Annotated in this window: 18 protein-coding genes; 9 read left to right on the top strand and 9 right to left on the bottom strand. The window is 69.6% G+C overall.

All coding sequences use genetic code 11. From position 1 onward, the window contains the following. Nucleotides 1–535: 535 nt before the first annotated feature. From pal to K244_RS0111305, 5 genes are all read left to right on the top strand, one after another. Complete coding sequence (gene pal / locus K244_RS0111325) at nt 536–1051, top strand: peptidoglycan-associated lipoprotein Pal (protein WP_020186383.1); 516 nt, start codon at nt 536–538, stop codon at nt 1049–1051. A gap of 122 nt (nt 1052–1173) precedes the next feature. After that, entirely contained in the window at nt 1174–2235 is a 1062-nt protein-coding gene (ybgF, locus tag K244_RS0111320) for a tol-pal system protein YbgF (protein ID WP_020186382.1), read from the top strand. 84 nt (nt 2236–2319) lie between these two features. Then, nucleotides 2320–3336, top strand: a complete 1017-nt coding sequence (gene tilS / locus K244_RS0111315) for a tRNA lysidine(34) synthetase TilS (protein ID WP_020186381.1) — start codon at nt 2320–2322, stop codon at nt 3334–3336. A gap of 19 nt (nt 3337–3355) precedes the next feature. Then, the gene (locus tag K244_RS0111310) at nt 3356–3721 is read left to right on the top strand and encodes a hypothetical protein (protein WP_020186380.1); all 366 of its coding nucleotides are present in this window, start codon (nt 3356–3358) and stop codon (nt 3719–3721) included. A gap of 62 nt (nt 3722–3783) precedes the next feature. Further along, entirely contained in the window at nt 3784–4278 is a 495-nt protein-coding gene (locus tag K244_RS0111305; RefSeq protein ID WP_020186379.1) for a copper chaperone PCu(A)C, read from the top strand. 24 nt (nt 4279–4302) lie between these two features. Here K244_RS0111305 and K244_RS0111300 read toward each other — a convergent pair whose 3' ends face one another. Next, nucleotides 4303–5661 (bottom strand): PepSY domain-containing protein, encoded by a 1359-nt coding sequence (locus K244_RS0111300; protein WP_020186378.1) that lies wholly within the window; start codon nt 5659–5661, stop codon nt 4303–4305. A 325-nt stretch (nt 5662–5986) separates the two neighbouring features. Between K244_RS0111300 and recQ the strand changes: the two genes are divergently transcribed. Continuing rightward, a complete protein-coding gene (gene recQ, locus K244_RS0111295) occupies nt 5987–7828 on the top strand; it encodes a DNA helicase RecQ (protein ID WP_020186377.1) in 1842 nt (613 codons plus the stop codon). Between the two features lie 231 nt (nt 7829–8059). On the opposite strand, the gene K244_RS0111290 is transcribed toward recQ, so the two are convergent. The 8 genes from K244_RS0111290 to K244_RS0111255 all read right to left on the bottom strand — a co-directional run bounded on the left by K244_RS0111290 (nt 8060) and on the right by K244_RS0111255 (nt 15145). Further along, a complete protein-coding gene (locus K244_RS0111290; RefSeq protein WP_020186376.1) occupies nt 8060–8887 on the bottom strand; it encodes an RNA methyltransferase in 828 nt (275 codons plus the stop codon). 188 nt (nt 8888–9075) lie between these two features. Further along, on the bottom strand, nt 9076–10890 hold the full coding sequence (locus K244_RS0111285; RefSeq protein WP_020186375.1) for an ABC-F family ATP-binding cassette domain-containing protein: 1815 nt from the start codon (nt 10888–10890) through the stop codon (nt 9076–9078). 40 nt (nt 10891–10930) lie between these two features. Next, nucleotides 10931–12286, bottom strand: coding sequence for a sensor histidine kinase (locus K244_RS0111280; protein ID WP_245259762.1), 1356 nt, complete (start codon nt 12284–12286; stop codon nt 10931–10933). A 51-nt stretch (nt 12287–12337) separates the two neighbouring features. Beyond that, nucleotides 12338–12901 (bottom strand): sigma-70 family RNA polymerase sigma factor, encoded by a 564-nt coding sequence (locus K244_RS0111275; protein WP_020186373.1) that lies wholly within the window; start codon nt 12899–12901, stop codon nt 12338–12340. Further along, nucleotides 12898–13101, bottom strand: coding sequence for a NepR family anti-sigma factor (locus K244_RS0111270; RefSeq protein WP_020186372.1), 204 nt, complete (start codon nt 13099–13101; stop codon nt 12898–12900). The genes K244_RS0111275 and K244_RS0111270 overlap by 4 nt, the downstream gene beginning before the upstream one ends. Nucleotides 13102–13265: 164 nt before the next feature. Further along, nucleotides 13266–13613: a hypothetical protein gene (locus tag K244_RS0111265; RefSeq protein WP_020186371.1), complete on the bottom strand. Its 348-nt coding sequence runs from the start codon at nt 13611–13613 to the stop codon at nt 13266–13268. Nucleotides 13614–13653: 40 nt separating this feature from the next. Beyond that, complete coding sequence (locus tag K244_RS0111260; RefSeq protein ID WP_020186370.1) at nt 13654–14163, bottom strand: DNA starvation/stationary phase protection protein; 510 nt, start codon at nt 14161–14163, stop codon at nt 13654–13656. Nucleotides 14164–14350: 187 nt separating this feature from the next. Beyond that, complete coding sequence (locus K244_RS0111255) at nt 14351–15145, bottom strand: response regulator (protein ID WP_020186369.1); 795 nt, start codon at nt 15143–15145, stop codon at nt 14351–14353. Between the two features lie 275 nt (nt 15146–15420). Here K244_RS0111255 and K244_RS0111250 point away from each other — a divergent pair, with 275 nt between their 5' ends. From K244_RS0111250 to K244_RS0111240, 3 genes are all read left to right on the top strand, one after another. After that, nucleotides 15421–16149: a Crp/Fnr family transcriptional regulator gene (locus K244_RS0111250; protein ID WP_020186368.1), complete on the top strand. Its 729-nt coding sequence runs from the start codon at nt 15421–15423 to the stop codon at nt 16147–16149. Between the two features lie 101 nt (nt 16150–16250). Further along, nucleotides 16251–17246: a UDP-glucose 4-epimerase GalE gene (galE, locus tag K244_RS0111245; RefSeq protein WP_020186367.1), complete on the top strand. Its 996-nt coding sequence runs from the start codon at nt 16251–16253 to the stop codon at nt 17244–17246. Then, complete coding sequence (locus K244_RS0111240) at nt 17243–18694, top strand: MFS transporter (RefSeq protein ID WP_036305696.1); 1452 nt, start codon at nt 17243–17245, stop codon at nt 18692–18694. The genes galE and K244_RS0111240 overlap by 4 nt, the downstream gene beginning before the upstream one ends. The last annotated feature ends 59 nt before the right edge of the window (nt 18695–18753 follow it).

Raw genomic sequence — 18753 nt, 5'->3', positions numbered from 1 at the left:
CTCGATGATCTGGTCTGGATGCCCCGGATAAACCGGGGCATGACGGCCGTAAGGATCCTCGGTCGCGCTTCGAACGGGCGAGCCGACGCGTTTGGAAATCCGAGTTGAGGCGCAGTGCGTGCTTCGAGACGCCCGCCGAGAGGCGGGCTCCTCAGCATGAGGGCGTTCTTGATTGTTTCACCTTCCGAAACTCAAACGCGCCTCATGCTGAAGAGCCGCCCATAGGGCGGCGCCCCGAAGCACGCACTGCGCCCAACGGCCGCCTTCCGTCACCGCCAAACAGGCCCGGAGAGCGCCTTCCGCTCGAAGTCCAAGATGGGTCCTCCGAAGCGGCGCATGACGGGGCGTGTGTCTTCAAAGACTCAGACGATCTGAAAACGCGGCCGACCGCGGGCGCAGCCATCGCTCCGACACGATCGGCCGCGCAGGGTCCGGTAACGAACGTTTAAGCCTAACGGAACCTTCGGTTAACTGGGAGACGGCTATGGTTGCGGCAACCGAAAGCCACAAGGAGTCATCGGGGATGTTGCGTGCCATGCGTATCGGCCAGGGCGGAAAGCTCGCGGCCGCGATCTGCGCGACGCTGCTTCTGGCAGCCTGCGCGAAAAAGGGCGCCGGCGACGGCATGGACGGCATGAACGGGGCGGGCGGCTACGGCGCCGGCGGCCGCGGCGGCCCTCCCGGCAGCCAGCAGGACTTCGTCGTGAACGTCGGCGACCGCGTCTTCTTCGAGACCGACTCGACCGAGCTCACCAGCACCGCACGTTCGACGCTCGACAAGCAGGCCCAGTGGCTGTCGCGCTACCCGCGCTACGGCATCCTGATCGAAGGCCACGCCGACGAGCGCGGCACCCGCGAGTACAACTTCGCGCTCGGCGCGCGACGCTCGCAGGTCACCCGCGACTACCTCGCGGCCCGCGGCGTCGGCGGCGGCCGCATCCGCTCCACGTCCTACGGCAAGGAGCGGCCGGTCGCGGTGTGCGACGACATCTCCTGCTGGTCGCAGAACCGCCGCGCGGTTACTGTGCTGCAGGGCGGCGCCGGAATGTGATCGACTTCGGGTCCGGCGGCTCCAGGCTTCGGCCTGCGCCGCCGGACCCGGCCCTAATTCGGCCGAACTGGACGCTTAACCGCGTGAAATCGTTGCTCTATCAGCTCGGATTCGTCGCACCCATGTTCAAAGCCGCGCGCTCATCGCTCGTCCGACGCCTGGCGCTCGGCGCCGTCCTGACGTGCGCGCCCTTCGCCGCCACGGCGATGGAGGCCGGCTCCGGGCCGGCGCCGTCCTGGCTGGAGAGCCGCGTCGAGGGCCTCGAGACCAAGCTCGCCTTTTTCGGCGCCGGCCGCGAGGAGCGCCCGGCCTACTCCTCGCCGGTGCAGCCGGCCCAGTCGTCCTCGCTCGCCGACATCGCGGTCCGGCTCGACCGGCTCGAGAACCAGATGCGGCAGCTGAACGGGCGGCTCGACGAGATCCAGTTTCAGACCAAGCGCAACGACGAGGCGCTGAAGCGCTTCCAGGGCGACGTCGACTTCCGCCTCCAGGATTTGGAAAGCGGCAAGGGCGGCGGCGCGAAGCCCGGCAAGCGGGGCGACGCCGGCCCCGGAGCCGGCGGCGGCGCGACGGTCGGCGACCTCGGGGCTCCGCCGGCGGGGCGTCCGTCCGGCTCCGGAGGCGCGCCGTCCAACCTCGGCGCGCCTCGCAGCGGCGGCGACACCATCGGCGGCCTGATCGACGACGGCGGTCCCGGCGACGATCCGAACGCGCCGATGAGCATCCGCCCGCCCGGCGCCCGTCAAAGCGCGGCCGTCGGCCCGACCGGCGCCGTGCCTCAGAGCGGCGGCGGCGGCATGTCGGTCGGCACCGGCGATCCGCGCGACCAGTTCGACATGGGCGTCGGCTTCATCCAGCGCCGCGACTACGAACTGGCGGACTCGACCTTCCGCGACTTCCTGCGCGCCTATCCCAAGGACCCGCGCGCCGCCGAAGCGCAGTACTGGCTGGGCGAGAGCCTCTACCAGCGCAAGAAGTACACCGACGCCGCCGACAGCTTCTATAAAATCTACGTGGACGCCCCGCAGTCCGCCAAGGCGCCCGAGAGCATGATGAAGCTTGGGATGTCGCTGAACGGCATGGGCAAGAAGGACGAGGCCTGCGCGACCATCGCCGAGGCCGGCAAGAAGTACGCCCGCATCAAGCCGCAGACCGACCGCGAGCTGAAGCGCATCTCCTGCTGACGTCGGGCAAGCTCGTAGTCGGGCTTACGCCGCGCCCTTCGGACGCCTAAGCTGGCGCCGACCACGCGCGAGGAGACGGTTTTCGTGCTCGACGGCCGCTGCGGCGAAGCCGCGCCGCTCAGCGCGGACGAAATCGACGCGCTGTTAACCCCGACGTTCGCCGGAGTTAACCTCGTGTTGATCGCCGTGTCCGGCGGCGCGGATTCGATGGCGTTGCTCGCGCTGGCCGCCGACTGGGCTGCGGGGCGGACCGGGACCCGGCTGTCCGTCGCCACCGTCGACCATTCTCTCCGTCCTGAATCCGCCGCCGAAGCCCGCGCCGTCGCCAGGGCCGCGACCGCGCTCGGCCTGCCGCACGCCCGGCTGGAGGCGCCCTTAGGCTCCCGCGGCGCGCGGATCGAGGAGGCGGCGCGGGACGCCCGTTACGCCGCGCTCGCCGCCCACGCCGCCGCGATCGGCGCCGAGGCCCTCGCCACCGCCCATACGCTCGACGACCAGGCCGAGACGGTGCTGATGCGGCTCGCCGCCGGCAGCGGCCCGGCCGGGCTCGCGGCCATGCGGCCCAAAAGCATGAGGGGGCCGCTGGTGCATCTGCGGCCGTTGCTCGGCGTGCCCAAGGCCCGGCTGGTCGCGACGCTGCGGGCGCGCGGCTGGGGCTGGTCCGAGGACGCCATGAACGCCGACCCCGCCTTCTGCCGCGCCCGCCTCCGCGCCGGCCGCGCGGTTCTGGAGGACGAGGGCCTGACGGCGGAGCGCCTCGGCGTCTTCGCCCGCCGCGCCGCCCGCGCGGAGGACGCGCTCCTGGCCGTCGAGGAGAAGGCGGCGGCGGCCCATCTCAGCCTCGCGCCGAACCGCGCCGTCATCGCCCCCGAGGCGGCGGCTCTGCCCGCCGAGATCCGCCTCAGATTGCTCGGCCGAGCGGTGGCTGCGCTGGGGAAGACCCGCGTCCGGCTCGACCGGCTCGAGCGCCTGTTCGAACGGACCTCCGCGACCTCCTCCGGCGCCGCGACCCTCGCCGGGGCCCGCGTGGCCTGGACCGCGGACGGCCGGATCGTCGTCACCGCGGCGCCGCCTCGCAGTGGACGTGGCGTCGGGGCCTAAGCGCGGCTAAGACTGGCGTATGATCCGGGTCAGCCGCCTTTTCCGCGCGCTCGCGCTCGTCGCCGCCTATCTGCTGGCGGTCGAGGGCGTCGTCGCGTCGGCCGCCGCCAGCGCCCATGCGGGCCGCATGGCGAGCGTCGACGGCCTGGCCGCGCTCTGCGGGGCGGGCCCGGCGTCGACCGAGGATCCGGCTGCGCTCTGCGCCTGCGACGACCTCTGCCGCCTCCCGCCCTCCGCCGTCCTCGACGCCGCGTCGCCCGCCGTCGGCGCGCTGGCGACGACGCCATCAGGCGTCTCCGGCGTCGGCGTCGCGTGCGCGATCCCCGGCGCGCCGCGGCGGATGGGCATGGCCCGCGGGCCGCCGGCGCCGGCGCGTCCCACCTGAGCCAAGCCCCTGTCCATCCCGCGGAGACGAGGCGTCAGCCCCTCCGCCCGGAGAACGAGATCATGATCCGCACCGTCATCGGCGTTGTCGCCACCCTCAGCCTCATGGCCGCCGCCGCGTCCGCCCACGAGTACAAGGCCGGCGCCCTCGAAATCGCCCACCCCTGGGTCCGCGCCACGGCGCCGGGCGCCAAGGTCGGCGGCGGTTTCCTGGTCGTCACGAACACGGGCAAGGAGGCCGACCGCCTTGTCTCAGTCGCCGCGAGTTTCGCCGACAAGACCGAGCTGCACGAGAGCCTCACCGAAGACGGCGTGGCCAAGATGCGCCCGCTCTCGAACGGCGCCGAAGCGCCGGCCGGCGGCAAGGTGGAGTTCACGCCGGGCGGCAAGCACATCATGTTCGTCGGCCTCAAGCAGCCCCTCAAACAGGGCGAGAAACTGAAGGCCACGCTGACGTTCGAGAAGGCGGGAACGGTCGACGTCGAGTTCGCCGTCGAGGCCGTGGGCTATCGGCCGGCGGGCGAGCCGAAGGGCGCCGAGATGCACATGGGGCACTGAACCGCGAGCGCGCGACCTCCGCGCCTATCGGTCCGCCCGCCTTCGCCGCCGCATGAGCAAGGCGTCGAAGGCGAGCATCGCGAGCAGCGACGCCCCCACCAGCGGGAAGACCAGCCCCGCGACCGCGACGATCGCCACCACGCCGATCGTCGCTCGGGCGTCGACCGGCGGCGGGGGAACGCCCAGCGAGCCCTTCGGCCGCCGTTTCCACCACATCACGGGGGACGAGACGCAGAGTCCGACGAGGGCGAGGCAGACCGCAAGCATGAAGAGCTGGTTCGCGCGGCCGTACTCCTGGCCCATGTGGACGCTGATGCCCCATTCGATCGCCTTGGCCGCGGCGCCGTAGTCGGCGAAGCGCGCGTCGACCAGCGTCATGCCCGAGTACTGGTCGATGTGGGCGACGCGCTGGCCGCTCACGTCGTCTGGGTAGGCCGAGGCGGAGTAGACGCCGTTCGGGCCGGCTGGCAGCGCGAGGCCATAGCCGGCGGGAAAGCCCATGTCGGCGAAGATCGTCGCGGCGGCGTTCACGCCGAGCGGCGGCGCGTCCTGCGGCGTGGACTGCGGCATGGGCGCAGCCTGCAGGGTCCAGCCCGTGCCGGGGATGGCGACGCCGGTCGGCACCGGCGACATCGGGATGTTGGCGCGGACGCCGCTGGGGTAGCCGCCGCCGGCCTGGGCCAGCACCGTCTTCAGCCCCGCGCCCCACACCAGCGACCATGGCATGCCGGTGAGCGCGAGGAAGGCGATGAAGACGCCGGCGAAAGCGCCGGTGACGGCGTGAAGGTCGCGCCAGAACACGCGTTTCGCCGGCGTCGCGCGCACCGTCACCACGCCGCCGCGTTGGCCGCGCGGCCACCACAGGTAGATCCCCGTCGCCACCAGCACGATCGCCCAGCCGGCCGCGATCTCGATCAGCGCGGTCGGGAGCCGACCGAACAGCGCGAGCGAATGCAGGCGCCGGACATAGTCCATCACCGAGCCGCCCTCGGGCAAGGCGCCGAGAACGCGGCCGTCGTAGGGGTCTACGTAGACCACCTGGCCGGGCCCGTGGCCGTCGCGCAGCGTGACCTCGGCGGAACCAGCGGGCGTCGACGCGCCGCGGAACGACGCGGCCTTGCCGGGGTGGGCCTTCAGCGCTGCGGAGATCAGCGCGTCCGCCCCAAGCGGCGCAGCGGCGCGCGCCTCGACCGACTTAAGGTCGGCGTGAACCAGCCCGTCGATCTCGTCGCGGAACAGGTAGGCGCCGCCGGTGACCGCGAGGATGAACAGGAACGGCAGGGTGAACAGCCCGGCGTAGAAGTGCCAGCGCCAGACGGCGCGGTAGACGTTCTCGCGCGTCACGGCGGTGCGAGCGGGCGCTGGCAGAGTGGCGTCGGTCATCGGCGGGCTCCCGGATCAGCCGTTCGGTAACATAAGGCGGGCGTCGACGGGATGCGACGTGTGGGAACGGCGCGTTGGCCTCAAAGACGAAGGGGTTCTTGTGAGGATCCAGCGCGTGCTTCGAGACGCGATCCTTTGGAAGGCTCCTCAGCATGAGGAGGGAGGCTTAGCTCAGGTCTTCTCATGCCGGATCCTCGCGAAGCGAGGCGTCTCGAAGCACGCCGGCGCTCTCGATCGCGGGGAACCCCTCGTCGGGCGCGCGTTATCCAGAAGCAATCCGCCTTCGACCCGCGCATGCGCCCCCCGAATCCGCTAGAGATGGCCGGTGTCCTCCGCCGCCCTGACGTTCCCCTCGTCCGTCGCCCTCGAGCCCGCGCTCGAGGCGGAGAAGCGGCGCGTGCTCAAGACGGCCTTCGGCTTCGACGAGTTCCGCCCCGGGCAGGAGCGGGTGATCGACGCGCTGCTCGCCGGCCGCGACGTGCTGGCCGTCATGCCGACCGGCGCGGGCAAGTCGCTGTGCTATCAGGTGCCGGCGCTGGTCTCCGGCGGGCTTGCGGTCGTCGTGTCGCCGCTGATCGCGCTGATGGACGACCAGGTCGCGGGGCTGCGCCTCGACGGTGTCTGCGCCGAGGCGATCCACTCCGCGAAGTCGCGCGACGAGAACGTCGCCTCCTGGCGGCGGGTGGCGTCCGGCGAGGCCAAGCTCGTCTACATGGCGCCCGAGCGGCTGATGACGGAGCGCATGCTGGGCGCGCTGGGGCGTCTGCCGGTGTCGCTGGTGGCGATCGACGAGGCGCATTGCATCTCGCAGTGGGGCCACAGCTTCCGCTCGGAGTATCTCACGCTCGGCCGCCTGAAGGACGCGCTCCCCGGCGCCCGGATCGTGGCCCTGACGGCCACCGCCGACGACGCCACCCGCGCCGACATCATCGAAAAGCTTTTCTCGGGTAAGGCGGACTCCTTCGTGTCCGGCTTCGACCGCCCGAACATCGCGATCTCCGTCGCCGACAAGCGCGACGTCGGGACCGCGATCGAGCGCTACGTCACTGCGCGGCCGGGCCTGAGCGGCGTCGTCTACCGGCTGTCGCGCAAGAAGGTCGAGGAGACCGCTGCGAACCTCAAGAAGTCCGGCGTCAACGCGCTCGCCTACCACGCCGGGCTGGAGGCGTCCGAGCGGGCGGCTGCGCAGGAGACGTTCCTGGCGGAGCCTGGCGTCGTCATGGTCGCGACCGTCGCCTTCGGCATGGGCATAGACAAGTCTGACGTGCGCTACGTCGTCCATGGCGACATCCCGGGCTCGCTGGAGGCCTACTACCAGGAGATCGGCCGCGCGGGGCGCGATGGCGCGCCCGCCGAAGCGCTGATGTTCTATGGCCTCGAAGACGTGCGCACCCGCCGCCGCTTCATCGACGAGCAGGACAGCGACGATGAGCGCAAGCGCGTCGAGGCGCGCCGGCTCGACGCGCTTGTGGGCTTCTGCGAGACCACCTCGTGCCGCCGCCAGACGCTGCTCGCCTACTTCGGCGAAACCACCGGCCCGTGCGGCAACTGCGACGTCTGCCTCGACCCGCCCGAGGTGATCGACGGCACGCGGGAGGCGCGGCTGCTGCTGGGGCTGGTCGCGGCCACCGGCGAGCGCTTCGGCGCGGCGCACATCGTGGCGCTCGCGGTCGGCCACATGTCCGAGACGGTGGAGGCCCGCGGCCACGACCGTCTGCCGGGCTTCGGCAAGGGCGCCGACCGGCCGGCGGCGGAGTGGCGCGGCATCGTCCGCCAGCTTGTGGCGCTGGGCGCGCTCAAGGTGGAAGCGGGCGCCTACGGCGGCCTGCAGCTCAGCCCTAAGGGCGGGCGTATTCTCGACGGCGCGGAGACGGTGACGATCGCCAAGCCCAAGGAGAAGAAACGCGAGCGCCGGCGGATGGTGGCCGAGAGCGCGGGCTTCGACGGGGTTGACGGCGAGCTGCTCGGTCGCCTCAAGGCGCTCCGGCGCGAGCTGGCGATCGCCCGCGCCGTGCCGGCCTATGTGATCTTCGCCGACCGCACGCTGGTCGAGATGGCCGCCACCAAGCCGCAGACGCCCGCCGCGCTCGCCAAGGTGAAGGGCGTCGGCGCGGCCAAGCTCGACGCGTTCGGCGACGTGTTCTTGAAGGTGCTGAATGGCGGGTGAGCGACGCCGCTTCGCGGACGTCGCGACGCCGACCGTCCCGCCTTCAGAACGAAGCGTGGGCGTCCCTCCCCCGGAAGGGGAGGGTGGACGGGCGGAGCCCGGCCGGGTGGGGTGGGTCAAGGACGAAGCTCGTCATCCACAGTCGCCCCACGCCCAAGACCCCACCCGACCCTTGGCTTCGCCAAGGGCCACCCTCCCCACGCCTTCGGCGCGAGGAGGGATCCCCGCGGTTTACCCTGCCGCGCGGGCGGCGGAGGTCAGCGCGTAGAGCGCGATCCCGCTTGTGGTCGCCACGTTAAGGCTGTCGAAGCCCGCCGCCATCGGCACGCGCGCTGTCGTCGTCCGCGCCATGATGTCGGCGGGGAGGCCCGGCCCCTCCGCGCCCAGCAGCAGCGCGGTGCGCGGCGCGGGCGAAACGGCGCCGATGGCGTGCGTTCCCGCGGGGCTGAGCGCCAATGTCCGAAATCCCTGCGCCGCCAGCGCGTCCAGCAGGTCGTCGCCTGATCCGCCGCGGGCGAAGGGCAGAATGAGGCTCGCGCCGACCGACACCCGGATCGCCTTCCGGTAGAGCGGGTCGCAGCTGGTGTCGTCCAGCAGCACGGCGTCGGCGCCGAAGGCGGCGGCGTTACGGAAGATGCCGCCGACGTTGTCGTGGTTCGCGACGCCGACCAGCGCGACGACCAGAGCCTTCGCCGGCAGGCGGGCGAGCAGCTCCGCTGCAGTCTCGGGCGGCGCGCGGCGGGCGATGGCGAGGACGCCGCGGTGAATGTGGAAGCCGACCACGGCGTCCATCACGGCCTGCCCCGCCGCGTAGACAGGGATCTCGGGCGGCAGCTTCGCGAGAAGGTCGCCGAGCGCGTCGAGCCGGTTTTCCGCGATCAGCAGGCTTTCTGGCGCGTGGACGGAGGGGGCGCCGCGTCCGCCCTCGATCAGCAGGCGCAGCACCACCTCGCCCTCGGCCACGAAGCGCTCGCCGCGGCCCACGACGTCGCGCTCGCGCACCGCCCGGTAGGGGGCGACGCGCGAGTCGTCGGGGTCGGCGATGGGGATCGGGGTCATATTTTTGAAGGTCCGCTGCGCCCCGCCGGTTCTGTTCCGCTCTAAACCGATGCGACTGAAGTGCGTGCTTCGAGACGCCTCGCTGACGCGCGGCTCCTCAGCATGAGGGAGGCGGGCGGAACGGCGGCGACCCACCACATCCTCATGCTGAGGAGCGGAAGCACGCACTTCATTTCAGCCGCATGGCCTCAGCCCGCCGCCAGCTCCTCGCGCATCATTTCGAGCTCCAGCCAGCGCTCCTCCGACGCGGCCTTTTCGGCCTCCGCCTTCGCGAGGTCGTCGCTCGTTTTGGCGAAGGCCTTCGGGTCCCGGGCGTAGAGCTGCGGGTCACCGAGCTTCGCCGCGAGCTTCGCGATCTCGGCCTCGAGTGCCTGGATGCGCTTCGGCAAGGTTTCGAGCGCATGCTGGTCCTTGAACGACAGCTTCTTCCGCGCGGCGGGCGGAGCGGCCGGGGAGGGCGGCGCTTTCGACCTGTCGGAGGGCTGCGAGGCCGCCGGTCCTCGCGCGTCGACGCCGCGGCCGCGCTGGGCGACCATGTCGGCGTAGCCGCCGGCGTACTCCTGCCAGCGGCCGTCGCCCTCGGAGGCGATCACGGCGTCGACCGTGCGGTCGAGGAAGTCGCGGTCGTGGCTGACGAGGATCACGGTGCCGGGATACTCGCCGATCATTTCCTGCAGCAGGTCCAGCGTCTCGAGGTCGAGGTCGTTGGTCGGCTCGTCCAGCACCAGCAGGTTCGATGGCTGCGCCAGCGCGCGGGCGAGCAACAGGCGGCCGCGTTCGCCGCCGGAGAGCGCCGAAAGCGGCGACCCCGCCTGCTCCGGGCCGAACAGGAAGTCCTTCATGTAGGACACGACGTGCTTGGTCTGGCCGCCGACCTCCACCGTGTCGCCGCGGCCATGGGTCAGCGCCTCGCGCAATGTGGTCGAGGGGTCGAGGCTCGCGCGTTTTTGGTCGAGGGTCGCGATCTCGACGTTGGCGCCCACCCGGATCAGGCCCTCGTCGGGCGCCAGCGCGCCGGTGAGCAGGCTCAGAAGGGTGGTCTTGCCAGCTCCGTTCGCGCCCACCAGGCCGATGCGGTCGCCGCGAGCGATGCGGGTGGAGAAGTCCGTCACGATCGGACGGTCGTCGTAGGCCTTGGAGACGTTCTTCGCCTCCACGACCAGCGCGCCGGAGGTCGCGCCCTCGGTCACGGTCAGCTGCACCGAGCCTTGCGCCTTGCGCTGGGTCCGCCGCTTCTCGCGCAGGTCGTCCAGCGCCCGCAGCCGTCCCATGTTGCGTTTGCGCCGGGCGGTGACGCCGTAGCGCAGCCAGTCCTTCTCGCGCTCGATCTGGCGGTCGAGCTTGTGGCGCTCCAGCTCCTCCTGCGCGAGCTGTTCGTCGCGCCAGGCTTCGAACACGCCAAACCCCTTGTCGAGCTTGCGGGTGCGGCCGCGGTCGAGCCACAACGTGGCGCGGGTCAGGTTCTCGAGGAAGCGGCGGTCGTGGCTGATGAGCACGAGCGCGGAACGAGAGTTCCGAAGCTCCGCCTCGAGCCATTCGATCGCGGGAAGATCGAGGTGGTTGGTGGGCTCGTCCAGCAGCAAGATGTCCGGCTCGGGCGCGAGCGTGCGGGCGAGCGCGGCGCGGCGCGCTTCGCCGCCCGACAGCGTGGCGGGCGCCTCGTCGCCAGTAAGACCCAGCGCCATCAGCAGGTAGGACGCGCGGTGCTCGTCATCGCCGGGGGCCAAGCCCGCCTCGACATAGGCGCGCGTGGTTGCGAAGCCCGACAGGTCGGGCTCTTGCGGCAGGTAGCGGATGGTCGCGCCGGGCTGGACGAAGCGCGAGCCGCCGTCGGCCTCGACGAGGCCGGCCGCGATCTTGAGGAGGGTGGATTTGCCCGAGCCGTTGCGGCCGACGAGGCCGAGGCGCTCGCCTGCCGAGACCGAGATCTCGGCGCCGTCGAGCAGCGGACGGCCCCCGAAGGTGAGGCGGACGTCTTTGAGCAGAAGAAGGGGAGGAGCCATGGCGGCAATTAGGCCCACGACGCCCGCGCCCGCAAGGGCGTCAACGCTTCGCAGTCGCAGAGCGCGCCATTCCGATCTTCGGCTCCTCCGAAGCCAGCGCAACCTCGAACTCCACCCGGCCCTGGCGCCAATCGCCCACCGCGCTGCCGATCTGCTCGGTGTAGGCGCGGATGAGGCGGAGCGGCAGGCCGGTCGTGGGCAGCCAGTTCTGGTTCTGGGATTCGATGATCAACGCCAAGCGGCGGCCGGGGCGCTGGACGATCGAGAGCGACGCGTCTCCGCCCGCCGCGGCCGCGGCGCTCAGCAGTTCCATCACCAGCAGCGACAGCGGCACCGCCCTGTCGAGGTCGACCTCGCCGACGGGCCCCTGCGTCAGGATGTTGACCTCGAACCGCCGTTCGCCCACCGCGTCGCGCGCCTGCAGCGCCACGTCCCGGATCAGCTCGCCGACCTCGACGTGACCGATCTCGCCGCTGGCGTAGGACGCCTTGTAAGCGGCCGCCATCGCGCGCACCCGGTCTTCCGGCGCGCGCAGCACCGCCGACAAGGACTGCGGCGCTTCCTGACGCTGCAGCGCGAGCAGACTGGCGATCATCTGGAAATTGTTCTTCACCCTGTGATGAAGCTCACGCAGAAGCCGGTCGCGCTCGTCGAGCGCCGTGGTCAGCGCCTGCGACCGCTCCTCGATCCGTCCCGACATGGCGTCGAGCGCGTCCCCAAGGCGGGCGATCTCCAGCGGCGCCTTCTCGAAGTCCACGGCGCGCACGTCCATGCGATCGCCCTGGCTTGCTTCAGCGGTCACGCGCAGCGCGCGAAGCCATTTGAGGACGAAGCGCTCGATGCCGAACAGGACGAGGCCGATGCAGAGCAGGCTCATCAGCGCCGGCATGCCGAGCGCGAGCAGAAGCCCCTGGGTCTGGCGCCGCCCCATGAAATCGAACGACGCGGCGGCGATCGCGACAGCCTCGCTTCCCGGCACCGGAGCGAGCGCATAGCGATAGGGGCGTCCGTCGGCGCCGCGCGCCTTTCGGATCCGTGGGTCGCTGGCAAGCGGATCGCGAGGCGCTCCGTCCGGAGGGAGCCACGCCCCTCCAAACGAGGCGGGCGAGTCCTCGGCGAGAACCTGGCCGCCTCGGTCGAGGATGGCGGCGGCGATCATTGCGCGGGAGTCGCCGTCCTGGAACACGGTCCGCCGCGCCGCGTCGTCGAGCCGGCTCTCAGCAGCGAGCCCCTTGGCGCGTGCAGCCACCAGGTTTGCGGCCTGAACCAGCCGATCGCGATCGACCAGATCGGCCGCGCGGAAATCGCGCACGCCGATCCATACGGCGAGAACGATCACCGGGAAATTGGCCGCGATCAGGAGGAGCGCGATACGGCTGCGCAGCGTCTTCAACACGGGGATCACCGGACCGGCGAACGAGCGTCGAACGGCCTTAACAGAGCGAGGTCAAGCGACGCCAGACCGATCCTGCGGCCCGAGAGCCGCGCGGAGGGCGGGCTCGAGTCCAATCTCGCTGACGTCGAGATTGAGCTTTCGCGCCAGCGCGTTGCGAGCGCGGTTGACGCGACTTTTGACGGTTCCCACGGCGCAGCCCGCGATCTCAGCGGCCTCCTCGTAGGAGAATTCGGCGGCGCCGATCAGCACCAGAGCTTCACGTTGCTCCTCCGGGAGACCATCGAGGGCCTTCCGGAAGTCCACGAGATCCATGTGGCCGTTCTGAGCGGGAGCGACGGCGACGCTCTCGGCGAACACGCCGTCGGTGTCTTGCACCTCGCGTTTTCGCCGCCGAATGTCCGAGATGTAGACATTGCGGAGGATTGTGAAGAGCCAGGCGCGCATGTTCGTGCCCTCGGTGTAGCTGCCGAGGTTGCGCCAAGCCTTGACCAGCGTTTCCTGAACCAGGTCGTCCGCCCGGTCGATCTGGCCAGAAAGCGACACCGCGAAGGCGCGCAGGCTAGGAATGTGAATCAGCAGTTCGTCGCGCGGGGCCCGCGGCTGCGGCTCGATCATCGCGCACCATTCTGACGCGCGTCGTCCGTATCGTCAGCTGGCGGATCGACCTGCTTGGCGTCAAGCTCGGCCAGCAACTCGAGAAAACGATCCGGCACCGGCTGGTTCAGGATGTCGACATATCCGGCTCGGAGCTGACGCCCGATGTGCGACTGCACATCCGTATCGAGCTTCGTGTCGTCCGCCTTCCGTTGAGTCATCAAATCACCTTCATGCGAACGTGAAGCCCGCTTTCACGTTCTGCGCCGTTCCAGCGCACGCCCCCGAACGCAACGACCAAGCATGACGTCGAACGCTTGACGTTCCGCTAACGCTAAAAATCCGTGAACTCCAAACCGGTCGTTCGCCTTACGCCGCGTGCTCGTCAGCGCGCGGCGTAAGGCGATCCCGCGCCCAAGCCCGCAACCTCGCCTTTGCTGACGGTGGTCACGCGCTCCGCCCGATCGTCGTGCCGAACCGCGACTGTCACGTTCGAGCCGAATGCCGCGACCTCGGATGTAGGCGCGACTCCAGCCGCGACCAGACGGTCTCCCTTCGAAACAGTGGAAATCTGTTCCGTACGGACGCCGGCCGACGACAGGGCGAAAACCGCCACCGACACACCCAGCGCTGCGATCAGGCAGCGGCCGATCTGGCGGTTGTTTTCCGCCGCCTGATCGCGGCGGGCGAAAACGGGATACGCACGATATGGACTGTGGGTCAGGTAAGCCATGATCGTGTCCTCTTATTAGGTTCGGAGGAGCGGGTTACGTTCAGTTTTCTGCGATCGCTCGCAGCATCCAGACGGCTTTCTCATGGAACGCCAGCCGCGCGGTCAGCAGGTCGTGGGTCACGAAATCCCGACGGTCCTCCGCCTCGGCTGCGCCTTCGCGCACGACGCGCGCAAGGCTTTCGTGGTCTTCCGCGAGCTCCTCGAGCATCGCCTGCGCGGTCATCCGCGAACCGAGCGACAGGGCCTTGTCCAAGCCCGACGTCGCCTTTCCGGTCGGCATGACGTGCCCGAGCGCGCGGATGCGCTCGGCCATCTCGTCGATCGCTGCGAACAGATCGCGATAATGCTGCTGGGTGAGGGTATGGATCGGCTGGAAGAGGGGTCCGGTGACGTTCCAGTGGACCACCTGGGAGCGAAGCAACAGACGGTAGGTCTGGACCGTCAGGTCGGTCAGCGTCTCCGCGATGACCTTTCGATCGGCGTCGCTCAGGCCTGTTCCGATTTTCTCGTCGCTCGAGGACGCGACCTTGAGCACCGTCGCTTTCGCCATCTTCGTCTCCCGGCCTGCCGCCGCGCCTGCCCATTTCAATCGGGCTCTATGGCGTCGTCGGAGCGATAACGCGGAGATGACAGGAAAGTTTCAGGGGCGGCGGCGGTATGAGGGGTCCAAAATGAACACGGGCCGGATCATCGATCCGGCCCGTGTTCATTCCTAACGAAAACCGCGAGATCGCCGCTCAGGCGGGAGCGCGATCAGGGTTACGCGCACGGGCGCCGAAGAACAGCGCCTGGCTGACGATCGCCTTCACCGTCGAGGCCTGGAAGGGCTTCGTGACCAGGAACACGGGCTCCGGCCGCGTGCCGCTGAGCAAGCGCTCGGGGTAGGCGGTGATGAAGATCACCGGCACCTCCAGCTTCGGCAGCATTTCCTGAACGGCCTCGAGCCCGGAGCTGCCGTCGGCGAGCTGAATGTCGGCCAGGACCAGGCCCGGATTCGTCTTCGCGGCCATGGCGACGGCCTCGGTGTGGGTGCGCGCCGTGCCCACGACCCGATGGCCAAGATCCTCGACCAGCTTGGCGAGATCCATGGAGATGATCGGCTCGTCCTCGATGATGAGCACGTCCGTCGCCACCTGCTCGGCGATCTCGCGCCCCGCTTCGTCGATCGCCGTGTTGATCTCACCGTGTGAGAGGCCCAGGATCTGACCGGCTTCGGCAGGGGAAAACCCTTCGACGGACACGAGAAGGAACACCTGACGCGACCGTGGCGTCAGCGCTTCGATGGTGCGCTCCGCCTGGGCGGCCTCTAGCCCCGTCTCAACGTTCAGCGCCACCGACGACCAGATGCGCGAGAAGATGGCGTAAAGCCCGACGCGCGGGTCGGTGTCGACGGGGAAGATCCGCGGGTCGGCGATAAGCGCCTTGAGGACAGCCGCGACATAGGCGTCGCCGCTGTCCTGCCGCCCGGTCAGGGCGCGGGCGTAGCGACGGAGAAAAGGCAGGTGAGGTGCGATCGTGTCGGCGAGAGCCATGACGAGAATAATCCGGACAAGCGGTGTCGGTGCAGGAACGCAGTGGAAGCGCTGTGGCAGCGAAATGGCGCGGCGAGTGGAATGAGCAAGTCCTGGGCGCGGATGTCAACGATGCAGCGGCAGGATGATCTTCGCATGGCTGCGTCGGCTCGGTTGGAATTTATCCCCTATCGACGGGCGCCAATGTGTGTTTTCACATAGCGCCGCTGTGTCGATTGGGGTCTCTACAGCTGCCGCAGGCCGCGGCCATCCTACGAAATCTGCCGAGCGTGACCATGTTCGTGCGCTGCTCCCGGTGCCCCCTGCGAAAGAGGAATGCCTTCCGTCAGAAGACCGACGAGGAGGTGGCTTTCCTGGAAACGCTGAAGTCGGAGCATCTCCGCCTGCCGGCCGGGGCCGACATCATCAATCCCGAGCAGAACGGCGCCGAACTCTACACCGTCTTTTCGGGTTGGGCCTTCCGGTACAAGGAGTTGCCGGACGGGCGGCGGCAGATCCTCAGCATTGCGCTTCCCGGCGATCTTCTGGGCTTGCAGGCGTCGCTGTTCGAAAAAGCGCTTTACGGCGCGATCGCCCTGACCGACGTCGAGCTTTGCCTGATCCCGCGCCGGAGGCTCTGGAGCGTTTTCGAGCGGATGCCGGCCTTCGCGTACGACCTGACCTGGCTCGCGGCGCAGTCGGAGGCGATCCTGGATGAAAACCTACTGACCGTCGGACGGCGCAGCGCGGCGGAGCGCATCGCCTCGCTTTTCGCGGGCCTGTTCAAGCGCGCCGAGGCGCTCGGGCTGGTGAATGGCCGGACGCTCGATTTCCCTCTAACGCAGCAGCACGTGGCGGACGCACTCGGCCTGTCGCTGGTGCACACCAACAAAACCATGGCCCGCCTCAAGAGCCAGGGCCTCTTCGCTCTGGCCGACGGCAAGCTCACGATCGACAACCCGCGCGCGATGGCCCGGTTTGCGCAGCACTTCGAGAAGGAGCTTTCGCCCCGCCCGATCCTGTGAGTCTCGGCTTGGATTATTAGCCTTCGACCACTTGAAGAGGCGAACTCCGCGCCGAGATGACCCACCTGAGATTGTCCAAATGAGATCGACGGAGGGATGGGATGGCTGTTCTTGTGACAGGCGGCGCCGGCTACATCGGCAGCCATATGGTGCTTGCCCTCAAGGACGCCGGACGCAGCGTCGTCGTGATCGACGATCTGTCCACGGGCTTTCGCCGGGCGGTGCCCGAGACCGTGCCTTTCGTGAAGGGGTGCGTAGGCGACGAGCGCCTCGTCGCGAAGACGATCGTGGAGCATGACGTCGACGCGATCGTCCATTTTGCGGGATCGATCGTCGTTCCGGACTCGGTGCGGGATCCTCTCGACTACTACCTCAACAACACCGTCCGCTCCCGCGCGCTGCTGGCCGCCGCGGTCGCCGGGGGCGTGAAGCGCGTGGTGTTCTCGTCGACCGCCGCCGTCTACGGCGAGGGATCGGACGAGCCGCTCACCGAAGACGAGCCGCTGGATCCGATCTCGCCCTACGGCGCCTCGAAGCTGATGACCGAGCGCATGCTGGCCGACATGTCGCGCGCCTACGGCCTCTCCTACGCCGCGTTGCGCTATTTCAACGTGGCGGGCGCCGATCCCGACGGCCGGGCCGGCCAGTCGAGCCCGCGCGCGACGCATCTGATCAAGGTAGCCGCCCAAGCGGCGCTCGGCGGGCGCAACCACCTTGAATGCTACGGCGACGACTATCCGACGCCGGACGGCACCTGCGTGCGCGACTACATCCACGTCAGCGACCTCGCGCACGCCCATCTCCTGGCGCTCGATCACCTCGAGGCCGGCGGCGACAGCTTCGTCGCGAACTGCGGCTATGGCCGGGGCGCGTCCGTGCTCGAGGTGATCGACGCCGTGAAGCGCTGCGCCGGCGTCGATTTTCCCGTGCACGTCGCCCCGCGTCGCGATGGCGACCCGGCGTCGCTGGTGGCGAATCCGACCCGCATCCGCGAGACGGTGGGATGGCGCCCTCGCCATGACGACCTCGACGCGATCGTCGGTCATGCGCTGGCCTGGGAGCGTCGGGTGGCGGAGCGCGGCGCCGGTCAGGCTTGAGCTCCAACGCCATGCTCGGCGGCCGCGAGGCCGTCGAGATCGACATTCCCGCCCGCATGGACCGGCTGCCCTGGTCGCCAATCCATCGACTTATCGTGCTCGCCCTAGGCGTCACCTGGGTCCTTGACGGGCTCGAGGTGACCATCGTCGGGGCGCTTGCGCCGCGCCTGCAGGACCCTGGAACGCTCGCGCTGAGCGATGCGGACATCGGCGCTCTCGCCTCGGCCTATCTCATCGGCGCCGTCGGAGGCGCGCTGGGTTTCGGGTGGCTGACCGACAGGCTCGGCCGCAGGCTGATCTTCTTCACGACGCTCGGCGTCTACATCGTCGGCGTGCTGTTTTCGGCCTTCGCCTGGGACTTCTGGAGCCTCGCGCTGTTCCGGCTGATCACCGGGATCGGCATCGGCGGCGAGTACGCCGCGATCAACTCCGCGATCGACGAACTGATGCCGGCGCGGCTGCGCGGCCGGATCGCGATCATCATCAACGGCAGCTTCTGGGCCGGCGCCGGCGTCGGGGCGCTGGCGAGCGTCGTGCTGCTCGACTCAGGCTGGTTCCCGGTCGATCTCGGCTGGCGGCTCGGCTTCGGCCTTGGCGCCGTGCTGGGCCTTTTCATCCTGTTCACCCGCCGGCACGTGCCGGAAAGTCCGCGCTGGCTCGCGTGCCACGACCGGATCGAAGAGGGCGAGGCGGTCGTCGCCGACATCGAGCGGCGCATCGAGGCCGAGACGGGCCAGACCCTGCCGCCGGCAACCGGATCGCTGCGAATCCATCCCGCCCGCACCTTCGGTTTCGGGCTGATCTTCCGCGCGATCTTCGGCGTCTATCGGGGTCGATCCGCGCTGGTGCTCGCGCTGATGATCGCCCAGGCGTTCCTCTACAACGCCGTGTTCTTCACCTACGGGCTGATCCTGACGAAGTTCTACGCGGTCGAGGCTACCCACATCGGGCTCTATCTCGTGCCCTTCGCCTTCGGCAACGTCATCGGGCCGCTGGTCCTCGGGCCTCTGTTCGACACGGTCGGGCGGCGGAAGATGATCTGCCTGACCTATGTCGCCTCCGGTCTTCTGCTGCTCGTCACGGGCTGGCTGTTCGCGCAGGGCGCGCTGACGGCGGTCACGCAGACGCTCGCCTGGTGCGTGATCTTCTTCTTCGCCTCCGCCGCGGCGAGTTCGGCCTATCTCACGGCGAGCGAAGCCTTTCCTCTCGAGGTCCGGGCGCTGGCCATCGCGGTGTTCTACGCCATTGGCACCGGCCTCGGCGGCGTCGTCGCCCCTTACGTCTTCGGCGTGCTGATCGGCGGCGGCCAGCCTTGGCCGATCTTCCTCGGCTACGCCGGCGCGGCGCTGCTCATGATCGGCGCGGGCGCCGCGGCCCTGGTGTGGGGGATCGACGCCGAAGGGAAATCGCTCGAGGACGTCGCCGATCCGCTCTCGAAAGCCGCATGACGCCGTTGCCGAAGGCGACGAGTTGCGGCACAAAGCCCGCGAACAATTGTATAGTCTCC

Origin of the sequence: Methylopila sp. 73B (genome assembly GCF_000526315.1) — a bacterium.
Classification (GTDB): Bacteria; Pseudomonadota; Alphaproteobacteria; order Rhizobiales; family Methylopilaceae; genus Methylopila.
The sequence above is the reverse complement of the archived record's forward strand: the minus strand, read 5'-3'. Positions and strand labels throughout refer to the sequence as shown.